Genomic DNA, 15,304 nt, shown 5'->3' with positions numbered 1-15,304 from the left:
CAGATGAAATTTTTGAGTTTATATATATGGTTGGTAGTAATAGGTGCTACTTCTGTTGCTTGTGCACAAGTTAAGAATGATCTCGTGCCAAAAACGTATACAGCTTATAAAGCTTCTCAAAAAATTAATATTGATGGTAATGATTTTGATGAAGCGTGGAACGAAGTTTCATGGTCCGAACCTTTTAAAGATATCGTTGGTGAAAAGCTTCCAAAATACAAAACGCAAGTTAAAATGCTATGGGATGACACCTACTTTTACATTCTTGCAAAAATGGAAGAACCACATGTGTGGGCGAACTTAACAAAAAGAGATACCATTATTTTTTACAACAATGATTTTGAAGTGTTTATAGAACCAGATGGAGACACTCATAATTATTACGAATTAGAAATTAATGCACTAAATACCGTTTGGGATCTATTCATTTCACAACCTTATAGAACTGAAAACGTGGTCTTGAATGATTGGAATATTACGGGGTTAAAATCGGCAGTGAAAGTTAATGGAACCATTAATGATCCTAGCGATACAGATGAAGGCTGGATGTTAGAAATAGCCATTCCTTGGGCGGTATATAAAACCGGTTATTTTCAAAAAAACATACCAACCGATTCTTTCTGGAGGGTTAATTTCTCTCGAGTTAATTGGGATTTTCAATTAACCAATGGTGTTTATGAACGAAAAAAAGATGCTAAAGGTAAACTGTTGCATGAATATAATTGGGTTTGGTCACCTATGGGGGTTGTCAATATGCACGAACCAGAAAAATGGGGCTATGTTTATTTTTCATCTGAAGCGCCAAAAAAAGATCATAGCTTTAAAATTTCGGAAGATGAAAAAATAAAATGGGCGTTGTATAAAATGTATCGCATTCAAAATACTCATTTTAAAAAACACAACAACTATTTAACTTCAATTGAAAGCTTAGCAAAAACAACTATTACTATTGAAGGGAAAACAGTAAAACCAATATTAGAAAACCATAGTACAGGGTTCAACCTATCAATTAAAAGTCCGTTTACAAACAAAACACTCTTTGTTAAAGAAGACGGAAAATTTATATCAAAAAAATAATTCTATGAAATTAAAAATAGCATTTTTCAGTCTTTTACTAAGTGTCGTAGCATGTAACAACGCTTCAAAACCGAATGCCGTTACAGAGTCTAACGACTCAGAGATTGAAAATACTGAAAAATTCAAGTACTGGAACTGGATTACAGCGGGTCATAAAAAATCCGATTCAGCATACGCTGCACATTTCAATAAATTAAAAAACTATGGTATCGATGCTGTTTTAATTAATACGGGTGCAGATGCTAAACTATTAAAAAGACTAACACCTATAGCAAACAAAGCAGGATTGGAAGTACATGCTTGGATGTTTACAACCAACAGACCAGGAGACTCCATTGCTTTACAACACCCAGAATGGTATATGGTAAGCCGTAACGGAAAATCTTGTTTTAATAAAGAGGAAAGACCGTATGTTGGGTACTACCAGTGGTTATCCCCTAGTCACCCAGAAGCCAGAAAACATATTTTAAGTTTGGTTGAAGGTTTAGCAGAGGTTGAAGGCGTTGCTAGTGTACATCTAGATTACATACGTTACCCCGATGTATATTTGCCTGTAGGTTTATTGCCAAAATACGATTTAAAACAAGAAGAGGAATTACCAGATTATGATTTTGATTACTCAGATGCTAGTGTCGAGAAGTTCATGGCGATTCATCATAAAGACCCTCGTAAAATGAGCAACCCTGCTATAGACATTGAATGGAAAAACTTTCGTTTAAATGAAATTCAATCCTTAGTAGGTGAAGCGTATGAGATTGTTCATAACCATAATAAAAAATTAAGTGCCGCCGTGTTCCCTTACCCTGAAATGGCAGACCATATGGTACGCCAACGTTGGGATAAATGGAAAATAGACATGGTGTTACCTATGATTTATTACAATTTTTACAATGAAGAATTAGATTGGATTGGCTATGCCACAAAGCAAGGTATAGATGACCTTGAAGGCAGACCAACCGAATTACACACTGGTTTATATACACCTAAATTGAGTAACCCAGATTTAAAAGAAGCCATTCAATTAGCAAAAGATAACGGCGCACAAGGTGTTGCTTTTTTTGATGATTACTCAATGACCGAGGAACAATTTGAAATTATAAAAGCTTCAAAAAAATAAAATATGTCTAGTAGAAGAGGTTTTATAAAAAAAGCAGCCATTGGCACCGTAGGAATCACTACCGCCTTTAGTTGTGGTGTGTCTGCAACAAATAAAGACGGTGTTCCTATAAGTGTAAAACCTCAAAAAAAACCATTAGTTATTTCTACATGGCGACATGGTTTGGCTGCGAATGAAGAAACTTGGAAACAATTAAAAAATGGTACACCAGCCTTAGACGCTATTGTAGCAGGTGTTGGTGTTCCAGAAGCAGACCCAGAAGTAAGAAGCGTAGGTTACGGAGGTTTACCCGATAGAGAAGGTAAAGTAACTCTTGATGCCTGCATTATGGATAAAAATAGCGATTGTGGTGCTGTGTCTTTTTTACAAGGTATAAAGCACCCTATTGCTGTTGCAAAAAAGGTATTGGATAGTACGCCCCATGTCATGCTTACAGGTGAAGGCGCTTTGCAATTTGCATTATCAGAGGGTTTTAAAGAAGAAAATTTACTCACAGAAAAATCAAAGTTAGCTTGGAAAAAATGGCTTAAAGACTCCAAATATAAACCCGTTATTAATATTGAAAATCATGATACCATAAGCATGTTGGTGTTAGATGAAGACGGTAATTTATCTGGAGGTTGCACCACCAGTGGCGCTGCTTGGAAAATGCATGGTCGCGTGGGTGATTCTCCTATTATTGGTGCCGGACTTTTTTTAGATAATGATGTAGGTGCCGCAGCAGCAACAGGCCTAGGTGAAGCCGTTATCAGAACCGCTGGTAGTGCTATGGTTGTTGAACTGATGCGACAAGGGAAATCACCTTTCGAAGCGTGTAAAGAAATTGTTGAGCGTATTTATAACAAGCATAAAAACCATAAAGACATGGCATACTTACAAGTCGGTTTTATAGCAATTAACAAAAATGGCGAACACGCAGGTTATAGCATACGCCCTGGTTTTAATTACGCTGTATGCGATAATGAAAAGGGAAATAGAATGGAACCTGCCGCCTCTAAAATGACTAAAAATAACTAAATGTATAGAACGTTTTTTTTGTGTTTAATTTTGGTAAGTTCAAGTGTTTCATACGTAGCATCGCAAGAGTACGCTACGTATGTAAACCCTTTTATTGGAACTTCAAATTTTGGTGCTACATTCCCAGGACCTATTGCGCCTAGAGGGATGGCGAGTATTTCTCCATTTAATGTAGCAGGAAAACAAAATAAATTAGAAAAAGATAGTCGTTGGTTATCTAACCCTTATGTAAACGAAAACACCTTCTTGACAGGCTTTAGCCAAGTAAATTTAAGTGGTGTGGGTTGCCCAGACTTAGGGGTTATTTTGCTTATGCCAACAACAGGCCACATTGAAACTAATCATTTAAAATATGGCACAACCTATTCAAATGAAATTGCAAAAGCAGGATACTACAGCAACACCCTAAATAAGTACCAAATTAAAACTGAATTTACAGCCTCCAAACGTGTTGGAGTTAGCAAATTCACATTTCCAAAAGGCCAATCTAATATTCTTATAAATTTAGGATTAGGGCTCACTAATGAAGAAGGCGCCATGGTCCAAATTATATCTTCAACCGAAATTGAAGGGATGCGAAGCGTTGGTTCTTTTTGTTACAATAGTCCTGAAGATGCCTATCCTGTTTATTTTGTGGCTAAATTTTCTAAACCTGCAAATGAATTTGGTGCATGGAAAAAACCAAGAAGCTATTCAGGTGAAGAGGCTAAATGGATGACCTACAACGGCAAAACCCGACTGATGGAACAAACGACCAAAATGGTTGTTGGTGATAGTATAGGTTCATACTTTTCATACCATTTTGATAAAGAAGAAACGGTTGAAGTTAAAATAGGAGTTTCTTATGTCAGTATTGAAAACGCTAGAGAAAATTTGGAAATTGAAACTTCAAACAAATCGTTTGATGCTATTTATAAGGAAACTTTTAACGCATGGAACACGCTACTTTCACGCGTAAAAGTAACAGGAGGAACAGACGAAGATAAAATCAATTTTTATACGGCGTTATACCACACTTTAATTCATCCAAACACCTTAAATGATAGCAATGGTGATTATCCTGAAATTAAAACAGGAAAGGTAGGCAACACATCAGGAACACGATATACCGTATTTTCACTGTGGGATACCTATAGAAACCTGCATCAACTCATGTCTTTAGTATATCCTGAGCAACAATCGGACATGGTAAAAAGCATGTTAGCGATGTACGACGAAAATGGTTGGTTGCCGAAGTGGGAATTAAATTCAACCGAAACCTTCACCATGGTTGGCGACCCTGCGAGCATCGTTATTTCTGACACTTATTTGAAAGGAATACAAGATTTTGATGTGCAGAAAGCATACACCGCCATGCTAAAAAGCGCCAATCAAACACAAAATAATCCATTGCGTCCGGGGTTAAAAAATTACTTAGAAAAAGGCTATTTAACAACCGATACTAAAGGTTCTGTTTCAACCACACAAGAATATAATGCTTCAGACTTTGCTATCGCCATGTTAGCAAAAGAATTGGGACATAAAAACGATTACAAAACCTATAAAAAACGTTCTATTTCATATAGAAAATTATTTGATAGCGACTATAAACTATTAAGACCACGAAATGCTGATGGCTCTTTTTATAAACCTTTTGATCCCTTAGCAGGAGCTAATTTCACAGAGAATATTGGCTTTATTGAAGGCAATGCATGGCAATACGCTTTCATGGCACCTCAAGATATTAAAGGTCTAATAAATTTAATGGGCGGCGACAAAAGCTTTGTTAAACAGTTACAAAAAGTTTTTGACACCAATCAATTTGATATGGCAAACGAGCCAGACATTGCCTACCCTTTTCTTTTTAACTATGTAAAAGGTGAAGCATGGAGAAGTCAGAAGTTGGTTAGAGAGTTAACCAACCGCTATTTTCAAAACAAACCTGCTGGATTACCAGGAAATGATGATACCGGTACCATGTCTGCTTGGTTAGTATATGCGATGATGGGTATTTATCCCGCATCCATTGGAGATAATGTGTATCAAATTACAAGTCCTGTTTTTGATACTATTGAAATTCAATTAGATTCTAAATACTATTCAGGGAAAACCCTGAAAATTCAAACAAAAAACAATTCCAAAGAAAACATATACATCCAATCTATCAAACTTAATGGAAAACCATTAAATCGCTATTGGGTGACTCATTCAGAATTGGTCGATGGCGCTGTTTTAGAATTAGAAATGGGAAATCACCCAAAAAAATAAAAGCAAAATAAAATTTTTAAGATGAAAATAGCCTTTAATAGATTTAGCTTACTTGTGTTCTCAACCTTTATAGTTTTAGGATGTAAAGAATCGAAAACAGCAGTAAGTGAAGCTAATAACCAAAAACCTAACATCATTTTCATAATGAGTGATGACCATGCCTACCAAGCCATTAGTGCTTATGGACATGGATTAAATAACACCCCAAACATTGATAGAATAGCCAAAGAAGGCGCCATTTTTAATAGAGGCTATGTAACCAATTCTATTTGTGCACCTAGTAGGGCGGTAATGCTTACAGGAAAGCACAGTTTTGTAAACGGCAAAGTTGATAATATTAGCCCTTTTAATTGGGATCAAGATAATTTTGCAAAATCACTGCAAAAAGCAGGCTACCAAACGGCTTTAGTTGGAAAAATCCATATGGATGGGTTACCACAAGGCTTCGATTATTCCAACGTGCTTCCAGGGCAAGGTGAATATTATTCACCCGATTTTATTGAGAATGGTGTTAAAAAGCAAATTCCAGGTTACGTAACAAATGTCACTACCGATATTGCACTTAATTGGTTAAAAAACAAACGAGAAAAAAACAAACCTTTTTTATTATTATACCATCAAAAAGCACCACATAGAACTTGGATGCCAGAAGAAAAATATTTAACATTATTTGACAATAAAACCTTCGATCCGCCAGCAAATTTCTTTGATGATTATGAGGGGCGTCCTGCAGCTGCTCAACATGAAATGGGCATTTTTAAAGACATGGATTTGGTGTACGATTTAAAAATGTTAGATAAAGACGGTACTATTAAAACCAAGTACAGACCCTATTTCCAAAAGAGGTATGATAGAATGACTGATGTGCAAAAAACAGCTTGGGATGCCTATTACGACCCTATCATTGCAGATTTTAAAGCTAAAAACCCACAAGGAAAAGAATTAGCCCTTTGGAAATTTAACAGATACATGCAAGATTATTTACGCACCATTCAATCTGTTGATGATGGCGTTGGTGAAGTTTTAGATTATTTAAAAGAAAACGGTTTAGAAGAAAACACCATTGTAGTTTACACCTCAGATCAAGGGTTTTATCTAGGTGAACATGGTTGGTTTGATAAACGTTTTATGTATGAGGAATCTTTTAGAACCCCCATTTTAGTAAAATACCCAAAAGAAATTAAACCAGAAACAGTTATTGATGCCTTAGTTCAAAATTTAGACTTCGCCCCTACTTTTTTAGATTACGCAGGTGTTGAAATTCCTAAAGACATTCAAGGAGAATCTTTTAGAAAATTAGTGAGTGGTGAAGCCAGCGAATGGCGCGATGCTATTTATTACACCTATTATGAATTTCCAGGCGAGCATCATGTTAAGCGTCATTACGGAGTAAGAACGGATCGCTATAAATTAATTCATTTCTATTATGATATTGAACAATGGGAATTGTATGATCTAGAAAAAGACCCTTCAGAAATGAAAAATATTTATAACGACCCCTCATATACTTCTGTAAAAGAAAATATGCATCAGCAATTAGAAAACATGCGTACTAAATATGGTGATAGTGACGAACTCAATGCCACCAATTTAGAAAACTACCTAAAAGCAAAAGGGAACAACCATTAAAATGAAATTATATATGAAAAAGGAATTTTTAGCAATTTTAATAGTATTATTTATAACAGCACCTTCAATTGCTCAGGATAAAATAAATTATTTAGAAGAATCTGAGGCCGATTTCAGCAAAAGAATGCAATGGTTTAATGATGCTAAATATGGGATGTTTATCCACTTTGGTTTGTACAGCCAGTTAGGTGGAATTTATAAAGGAAACGATAAAGGCCGTTATGCCGAGTGGATTCAAGGGAATCAAGATATTCCTTCAGAAGAATATGCAAAACTACTTAACACTTGGAACCCTAAAGATTTTAATGCCACTAAAATTGTGAAATTGGCCAAAAAAGCAGGCATGAAGTATTTGGTAATTACCACCAAACATCATGAAGGTTTTTGCTTGTACGATTCTAAATATACCGATTTTGATATTGCAAGTACGCCCATGAAAGGACGTGATTTTGTTCAAGAATTGGCAGATGCTTGTAAAAAAGAAGGAATTATTTTTGGAACTTATTATAGCATAACCGATTGGCACCAAGGTTCTCAATACGTAGAAGAAGGTAAAGGTTGGGGAATGATGAAAATGCATGAAGGAAGAAAAGAAGAATATGTTCAATACCTAAAAAACCAAATTAAAGAGTTAATAGAAAATTACGATACCAATATTATTTGGTTTGATGGTGACTGGGTTGATTGGTGGACTTTGGAAGATGGTAACGATTTGTACCAGTATATTAGAGAATTAAAACCTAGTATCATTATCAATAACCGTGTTTCAAAAAGAGATAAATTTAAAAAGGACTTTGGTACACCAGAGCAATTCCATCCAGAATCGAAACTACAACACTATTGGGAAGCCTGCTACACCATGAACGATTCTTGGGGTTATAAAATAAAAGATACCGATTGGAAAGATGCTGAAGAAGTTTATGAAAAACTAAAAGATATTAATGGTAAAGGTGGGAACTTTTTATTAAATGTGGGTCCAGATGGTCAAGGTATTGTCCCGAAAGAATCTGCCAAGATTTTAAAGAAAGTAGGTAAAATGCTAGCTAAAGAATAATAAAGATGACTATTAAAAACATACTTTACAGTTGTGCAATTATTGCCTTATTTACTGCTGGATGCAAGGAAACTAAACCTGCAGCAAAGGCTGCTAAAAAGCCAAACATCCTTTTTTTATTTACTGATGACCAACGTGCAGGAACCATCGAAGCCATGCATAAATATGATGTAAAAACACCAAGTATGGACCAATTGGTTCAAAACGGAACATCATTCACAAACTCCTACATTTTAGGTGCAACCACTGCAGCGGTTTGTTCACCAAGTAGAGCAATGCTGATGACGGGGCGTCACTATTTCAATATAGAGCCTAATGTATATGCGCAATTTGCTTTTCCTCTGGAAGAAAGAGGTAAAAGCGATTTGTTAACTTTTCCCGAATATTTTAAATCCCATGGCTATACCACCTTTGCCACAGGAAAACAACATAACGGCACCGATTGGTTAGAACGTGGTTTCAACCATATTAAATCGGCTTTTTTAGGTGGTATGACCACCCATTTTGGAACAAAAGTAAAAGATTACACACCAGAAACAGGCTGGTCTGCGCCTTACCAAGACAAAGAAAAATTTAGCAGTGAAGTTTTTGCAGATGCCGCTGTTGGTTTTTTAGATAATTACAAAGAAAACGACCCATTTTTAATGTACGTTGCTTTTACCGCACCCCATGACCCACGTACTGCACCACAGGAATTTCATGATATGTACCCGCCCGAAACTATAAAGTTACCAGAAAATTTTATGCCCGAGCATCCTTTTGAAATTGCTGATGATAGAATTAGAGATGAAGTTTTAGCGCCTTTCCCAAGAACAGAAGCTATTATTCAAAAAGAAATATCAGATTACTACGCCATGATAACCGCTACCGATGCACAAATTGGACGTATTTTAAAAGCGTTAGAAGCTTCTGGACAAGCCGAAAACACCATTATTGTATTTGCAGGAGATAACGGTTTAGCTTTAGGCCAACATGGTTTATTAGGGAAACAAAATGTGTATGAACATAGTGTTGGTGTACCGCTAATTTTTTGCGGACCAAACATTCCTAAAAATCAAAAAAACGACGCCCTAGCCTATTTGCATGATGTGTTTCCTACGTTATGTGGCTTAACAGGTTTAGACATTCCTGAGTCTATTGAAACAAAAGATTTAACACCCGTTATAAAAGGTGACAAGAAAGAAGTGAGAAACAGTATGCTTTATGCTTATAATTCTTGGCCTGGTGATTTACTAAGTAAAAACAGAAAACATAATCCTGCTGGCGGACACCGTGCTGTTCGTAAAGGCGATTATAAACTAATTATAAGTGCAAAACATGAGGTGTTTACTTATCAACTATTCAATGTAAAAGAAGATTCTTGGGAGCTTAATAATTTAATACACGATGAAAGATTCTCAACTATTAAAGATGATTTAATGGCTGAATTACAAATTCTGATTGATGAAACTGGTGATCCCGCTCAATTAGATAAAAATGAATTTGGACTCTTTGATAACATTGAAGCTTTTGATTTTAAGAACAAGAAATAAATGACATTAAACCATTCAAATAAATTAGTATTCCCTTTTAAAAAGTGTGTTTTTTTAAATGCGCTTTTTGTGGTTTCACTTTCTCTGTGTTCGCCTAAATACGCACAGGCACAAGAAAAGGAACTCTCTTGGGATGAACTTGCTAATCAATATGAATGTCCAGAATGGTTTCGTGATGCTAAATTCGGGATTTGGTTTCATTGGGGTCCTCAAAGTGTGCCAGAACAAGGTGGTGGTTGGTATGCACGCCATATGTATATGAAAGATGTTGGTCGTCAAAAATTCGGTAAAATGGCCAATCCGTATCATATACAAACCTATGGTCATCCTTCAGAATTTGGATTTAAAGATGTTATCAATACTTGGAAAGCTGAAAACTTCGATGCCGAAGCCCTTATAAATTTCTCAAAAGAAAATGGTGCAAAATACATCGTGGCATTAGCAAACCATCATGATCATTTCGATTTATTCGATTCTTCTTATCATCCATGGAATTCCGTAAATGTAGGCCCAAAAAAAGACATTATAGGTACTTTTGAATCAGCTACACGTAAAGCCGGTTTAAAATTTGGAGTAACCAGCCATGACGATCGTTTTTTAAACTGGTGGTTGCCTGCATTTGGCGCAGATAAAATGGGTGAATATGCAGGAGTTCCTTATGACGGCCGTTTAACAAAAGCTGATGGCAAAGGAAAATGGTGGGAAGGTTTAGATCCAGCAGATTTATATGGCCCCATACCAGAAAACCGTACGCCTGAAGTTCTTGAAAACATTAAGAAAAACTGGCAAAAACGCCACATTGAACTAGTTACAAAATACAAGCCAGACTTACTGTATAACGATGGTTTTAACTTCTCCTATGGTGAATATGGCAAAGAAGTTACGCGTAAGTTATATAACAATAGTCTTAAAGAAAACGGTTCTATAGAAGCTGTCATGCTTTTAAAAAGGCAAGAAAAAGGCACTGTAAACGAAGTAGAGTCTGGAGGAAGTAACACCCTTCGTGAATATCCTTGGCAATCTGAAATTACTTTTACCGATTGGTTTTACAAAACAGATCGTCATTTAACTCACAATGCAACTACTATTTTAGAAATGTTGATTGATGCCGTAAGTAAAAATGGCAACTTATTATTAAGTATGGAATTAAAACCAGATGGCACTATTCCTGGCGAAATAAAAAAGACTGTAATTACTGTAGGAGATTGGCTAAAAATTAACGGAGAAGCTATTTACGGAACTAGACCATGGAAAGTGTATGGTGATGGTAAAAGTGTTCGAGGCGAAAGTGGTACAACTCATAATAGCGAGATAAGAAATGCTGGAAATGATATTGATGAGAAAACAAAGAAAAATGAACACTTCAATCAAAGAACGACGGCTTCACCTGCCTTAGCTTCCGATGAAGTTAGATTCACAACTAAAGGTGATGATTTCTATATTATTGTTATGAATCCTTCAGAAGGTGAATTTACAATTCCATCTTTTGGAACAGAGCGTAGTGCAAACCCTGGCAAATTAAAAAGCCTAGTTCAACTGTACAACAATCAAAAAATAGCTTTTAAACAATCTAACGAGATCTTATCCATAACTATGCCAGCAGTAAATGGGAAAAGTGATCCTGTAGTTCTAAAAGCAACATTTAAAAATATTCAGTTTTAATAAATATGAACAAGATGAAAATCCAAAATTTTATTACCATACTTATTTCAATAATTTCACTAAGCATTGTTAGCTGTAAAGGGAAAGCAGATGCCAAAACCAAAGCAGAAGTAAAAGAACAAACAAGGCCCAACATATTATTCATCATGGCAGATGATCATACTTCTCAAGCAATGAGCATATATGACGGGATTTTAAAAGATTATGTTCACACTCCAAATATTGAACGTTTAGCTGCAGAAGGACTTGTGTTAGATAACTGTTTGGTATCTAACTCTATCTGTTCCCCAAGTAGAGCAACCATTCTTACGGGGCAATACAGTCACGTAAATGGTGTTAAAATTCTAGCGGGAGGTTTACCTCCAACACATCCTACCATTGCAGGTGTTTTAAAACGTGGTGGTTACCAAACATCCATTATAGGTAAATGGCATTTAAAACAAGAACCTACTGATGAGTTTGATTATTACAGTGTTTTACCAGGACAAGGTAGATATTGGAATCCTATATTAAAAACCAAAGAAAATTGGAAAGATTATATGGAAGGTGGTAAAGCTTATGAAGGTTTTAGTACAGATGTTATTGCAGATAAAACCATTGACTGGATCGACAATAGAGATAAAGACAAACCTTTCATGATGATGTGTCATTTTAAAGCCACACACGAACCATTTGATTATCCAGAACGTTTTAGTCATTTGTATAGAGATCAAGATATTCCTGTTCCGAGTTCACTTTATGATCAAGGCGCAGAAACTACGGGTCGATCTTTTAAAGGCCAGTCTGTAGATAATTTAAAAGAACGGTATTTATTAGCATCCAAAGACCCTGAAAATGTACCGGGCTACATGAAGTATCCTGAATTACCACTAAATGTAGATGGTTTAACAAATGATGAAGCAAGGTATAAAACTTATCAAAAATATGTAAAAGACTTCATGCGTTGCGGCGCCGCTATTGATGATAACATTGGTAAATTATTAGATTATTTAGACAAATCTGGATTAGCAGAAAATACCATCGTTATTTATACTGCAGACCAAGGTTACTTTTTAGGAGAACACGGTTGGTTCGATAAACGATTGATCTATGAAGAATCTATTCATATGCCTTTTGTAATTCGTTATCCAAAAGAAATTCCTGCAGGAACACGTAATTCTGATCTTGTTGAAAATGTAGATTTCTCGGCATTATTTGCAGATTATGCAGGTGTTGATTATCCTGAAACGATGCAAGGCCACTCGTTCCGTGAAAACTTAAAAGGGAATACTTCTAAAGATTGGAGAAAATACGGTTATTATAGATATTGGGATCATTCTATAGACCGTCCTGGACATTTTGGAATTAGAGGAGAACGTTACAAACTAGCCTTCTATTACGGAAATGCATTAAAGGAAAATGGGTATACCAAAGAAAATCAGCCTAAGAAATTCTGGGACTTTTACGATTTAGAAAAAGACCCTAACGAATCTCATAATGCTTATAATGATCCGGAATACCAAAAGATTATTAAAGAAATGAAAACAGAAATCTTAAAACAAAGAGACCTTTTAAAAGATACGGATCCAGATAATCCGGAAATCCATGAGATTATAGAGAGTCATTGGAACGCTTAATTTATAAAGTAAACACTGTAGATAGACTAAATAAAACAATTATGAAATTGAACAAAAAAACAATTATTTCCTGTGTGTCTATTCTATTAGGTATGGCAACAATTTCAGCACAGGAGACTCATAAATTAACTTATGAGTCTCCTGCTGTTGAGTGGACAGAAGCTTTACCTATCGGAAATGGCAGTTTGGGCGCTATGATTTTTGGTGGTGTTTCCGAAGAACATATTCAGTTTAACGAAGAAACACTTTGGGCAGGAAAACCACATGATTATGCACATAAAGGCGCTTACAAGTATTTAGACACCATTCGCCAGTTATTAACAAACGGCAAACAAGTAGATGCTCAAAACTTAGCGATGCAAGAGTTTATGAGTACGCCTTTAAAGCAACAGCCTTACCAACCTTTTGGTGATATTTACATCGCTTTTAAAGGTCATGAAAACTATACAAATTACACAAGAGAACTAAACATAGAAGAGGCAATTAGTAAAGTCTCTTATTCTGTAGATGGTGTGGATTTCAAAAGAGAAGTATTCTCTAGTTACCCATCGCAAATTATTGCAATTAATTTAACATCAAGTAAATCTAAAGCTCTTAATTTCGATTTATGGTTAGATGCGCTTCACGAAGATAAAACGGTAGAAACCGTTGGAAACACACAAACCTTAAAGGTTCAAGTTAAAGAAGGTGCACTAAGAGGCGTTGCCACTTTAAACATTCAAACGAATGGTACTATTGAAACTGTAAACGGGAAACTTCAAATTTCCAATGCATCAAAAGCAACCATATATTTAACAGCAGCAACAAACTATGTTAAATACAATGATGTTTCGGGAAATCCTGAAAACATCACGCAAAACACTTTAGCGCAGGTTGTTTCAGAAAATTATAAAAAAGTAAAAAAACTACACCTCAAAGATTACCAATCACTATACAACCGTTTTGATATTGATTTTGGTGATAATGGAAAATCGGCAAACACCACCGATAAGCGAATTTTCGATTTCTGGAAACACCCAAGTGACCCGCAATTAATTGCACTTTACGTACAATATGCCCGTTATTTAATGATAGCGAGTAGCCGTCCAGGAACGAAACCACCAACATTACAAGGTATTTGGAACCATAAATTGACACCGCCATGGTTTAGTAGTTACACCACCAATATTAATTTAGAAATGAATTATTGGCCCGTTGAAATTGCTAACCTTAGTGAATGTCACGAACCGCTTTTCGATTTTATAAAAGATGTTTCTGAAACCGGAAAAAACGTAGCCAAAGAACATTACGGCGCAAAGGGTTGGAATGTACACCACAACGTTGATATTTGGAGAGGTGCCGCACCAGTAAACCATTCTAATCACGGGCTTTGGTTATCTGGTAGTGCATGGCTTTGCTCACATATTTGGGAACATTACTTATTTACAAAAGATGAAACGTTTTTAAAGAACAACTATGCTTCCATGAAAGAGGCGGCGCTTTTCTACACCGATTTTTTAGTTGAAGACCCAAAAACAGGTAACCTAATAAGTACACCATCTACATCGCCAGAAATTGGTGGTTTAGTGGCTGGGCCAACGATGGATCATCAAATCATAAGAGCCCTTTTCAAAAGTGTTGTTGAAGCATCTTCAATCTTAAAAACAGATGAAGCTTTCGCTGAAAAACTAACAACTATGATTCCTAAAATTGCCCCAAACCAAATAGGTAAACACGGGCAATTGCAAGAATGGCTAGAAGATAAAGATAACCCAGAAAACCATCACAGACATGTATCACACTTATGGTCGGTATATCCTGGAAGTGAAATTAATTACGAAAATACTCCCGAATTTATGAAGGCAGCAAAACAATCTTTAGAATTTCGTGGTGATAACGGAACAGGTTGGAGTTTAGCATGGAAAATCAATTTTTGGTCACGTTTTAAGGATGGCAACAGATCTTATAAGTTACTGCATAATTTATTAAGTCCTGCGGAACATGAAGAGCGAAAAATTGGAGGTGGCTCCTACCCCAATCTTTTTGATGCGCATCCGCCATTTCAAATTGATGGAAACTTTGGTGGTGCTTCAGGTATTTTAGAAATGTTAATACAAAGTCATTTAGATAAAATTGAATTATTACCAGCTTTACCAGATGCTTTAGCCGATGGTGAAGTAAAAGGTATTGTTGCTAGAGGTGGTTTTGAATTGGCTTTCTCTTGGAAAAATTCGAAATTACAATACGTTGAAATTACATCTAAAAAAGGGGAACCTTGTGTTTTAGGATACAACGGAAACACGATAGAATTTGACACAAAAGCTGGAAAAACTTATAAGTTCGACGGTTCATTAAATAAAAAATAATTTAGAAT

General features: G+C 35.8%; 10 protein-coding genes. All 10 read left to right on the top strand.

Annotated features, from left to right (window positions below; all coding sequences use genetic code 11):
- Positions 1–3 precede the first annotated feature (3 nt).
- From Q5N74_RS10660 to Q5N74_RS10615, 10 genes are read left to right on the top strand one after another with little or no spacing between them, the layout of a single operon-like run.
- Positions 4–1,077: a carbohydrate-binding family 9-like protein gene (locus Q5N74_RS10660; protein ID WP_304388784.1), complete on the top strand. Its 1,074-nt coding sequence runs from the start codon at positions 4–6 to the stop codon at positions 1,075–1,077.
- A gap of 4 nt (positions 1,078–1,081) precedes the next feature.
- Positions 1,082–2,194 (top strand): family 10 glycosylhydrolase, encoded by a 1,113-nt coding sequence (locus Q5N74_RS10655; RefSeq protein ID WP_304388783.1) that lies wholly within the window; start codon positions 1,082–1,084, stop codon positions 2,192–2,194.
- Positions 2,195–2,197: 3 nt separating this feature from the next.
- Positions 2,198–3,211, top strand: a complete 1,014-nt coding sequence (locus Q5N74_RS10650) for a N(4)-(beta-N-acetylglucosaminyl)-L-asparaginase (protein ID WP_304388782.1) — start codon at positions 2,198–2,200, stop codon at positions 3,209–3,211.
- Complete coding sequence (locus tag Q5N74_RS10645; protein ID WP_304388781.1) at positions 3,212–5,458, top strand: GH92 family glycosyl hydrolase; 2,247 nt, start codon at positions 3,212–3,214, stop codon at positions 5,456–5,458.
- 21 nt (positions 5,459–5,479) lie between these two features.
- Positions 5,480–7,087 (top strand): sulfatase, encoded by a 1,608-nt coding sequence (locus tag Q5N74_RS10640; protein WP_304388779.1) that lies wholly within the window; start codon positions 5,480–5,482, stop codon positions 7,085–7,087.
- A gap of 13 nt (positions 7,088–7,100) precedes the next feature.
- Positions 7,101–8,141 (top strand): alpha-L-fucosidase, encoded by a 1,041-nt coding sequence (locus Q5N74_RS10635; RefSeq protein ID WP_304388778.1) that lies wholly within the window; start codon positions 7,101–7,103, stop codon positions 8,139–8,141.
- 5 nt (positions 8,142–8,146) lie between these two features.
- On the top strand, positions 8,147–9,673 hold the full coding sequence (locus Q5N74_RS10630) for a sulfatase-like hydrolase/transferase (RefSeq protein WP_304388776.1): 1,527 nt from the start codon (positions 8,147–8,149) through the stop codon (positions 9,671–9,673).
- Positions 9,674–11,335: an alpha-L-fucosidase gene (locus Q5N74_RS10625; RefSeq protein ID WP_304388774.1), complete on the top strand. Its 1,662-nt coding sequence runs from the start codon at positions 9,674–9,676 to the stop codon at positions 11,333–11,335.
- 14 nt (positions 11,336–11,349) lie between these two features.
- The gene (locus Q5N74_RS10620; RefSeq protein ID WP_304388773.1) at positions 11,350–12,951 is read left to right on the top strand and encodes a sulfatase; all 1,602 of its coding nucleotides are present in this window, start codon (positions 11,350–11,352) and stop codon (positions 12,949–12,951) included.
- A 41-nt stretch (positions 12,952–12,992) separates the two neighbouring features.
- Complete coding sequence (locus tag Q5N74_RS10615) at positions 12,993–15,296, top strand: glycoside hydrolase family 95 protein (protein ID WP_304388772.1); 2,304 nt, start codon at positions 12,993–12,995, stop codon at positions 15,294–15,296.
- The last annotated feature ends 8 nt before the right edge of the window (positions 15,297–15,304 follow it).

Origin of the sequence: Mariniflexile sp. AS56 (assembly GCF_030552475.1) — a bacterium.
Taxonomy (GTDB): domain Bacteria; phylum Bacteroidota; class Bacteroidia; order Flavobacteriales; family Flavobacteriaceae; genus Mariniflexile.
The sequence above is the reverse complement of the archived record's forward strand: the minus strand, read 5'-3'. Positions and strand labels throughout refer to the sequence as shown.

What these genes read in the sequence shown, in the direction of transcription:
- Q5N74_RS10660 (WP_304388784.1), top strand. Translation starts at nt 4, where the DNA reads ATGAAATTTTTGAGTTTATATATATGGTTGGTAGTAATAGGTGCTACT.
- Q5N74_RS10655 (WP_304388783.1), top strand. Translation starts at nt 1,082, where the DNA reads ATGAAATTAAAAATAGCATTTTTCAGTCTTTTACTAAGTGTCGTAGCA.
- Q5N74_RS10650 (WP_304388782.1), top strand. Translation starts at nt 2,198, where the DNA reads ATGTCTAGTAGAAGAGGTTTTATAAAAAAAGCAGCCATTGGCACCGTA.
- Q5N74_RS10645 (WP_304388781.1), top strand. Translation starts at nt 3,212, where the DNA reads ATGTATAGAACGTTTTTTTTGTGTTTAATTTTGGTAAGTTCAAGTGTT.
- Q5N74_RS10640 (WP_304388779.1), top strand. Translation starts at nt 5,480, where the DNA reads ATGAAAATAGCCTTTAATAGATTTAGCTTACTTGTGTTCTCAACCTTT.
- Q5N74_RS10635 (WP_304388778.1), top strand. Translation starts at nt 7,101, where the DNA reads ATGAAAAAGGAATTTTTAGCAATTTTAATAGTATTATTTATAACAGCA.
- Q5N74_RS10630 (WP_304388776.1), top strand. Translation starts at nt 8,147, where the DNA reads ATGACTATTAAAAACATACTTTACAGTTGTGCAATTATTGCCTTATTT.
- Q5N74_RS10625 (WP_304388774.1), top strand. Translation starts at nt 9,674, where the DNA reads ATGACATTAAACCATTCAAATAAATTAGTATTCCCTTTTAAAAAGTGT.
- Q5N74_RS10620 (WP_304388773.1), top strand. Translation starts at nt 11,350, where the DNA reads ATGAAAATCCAAAATTTTATTACCATACTTATTTCAATAATTTCACTA.
- Q5N74_RS10615 (WP_304388772.1), top strand. Translation starts at nt 12,993, where the DNA reads ATGAAATTGAACAAAAAAACAATTATTTCCTGTGTGTCTATTCTATTA.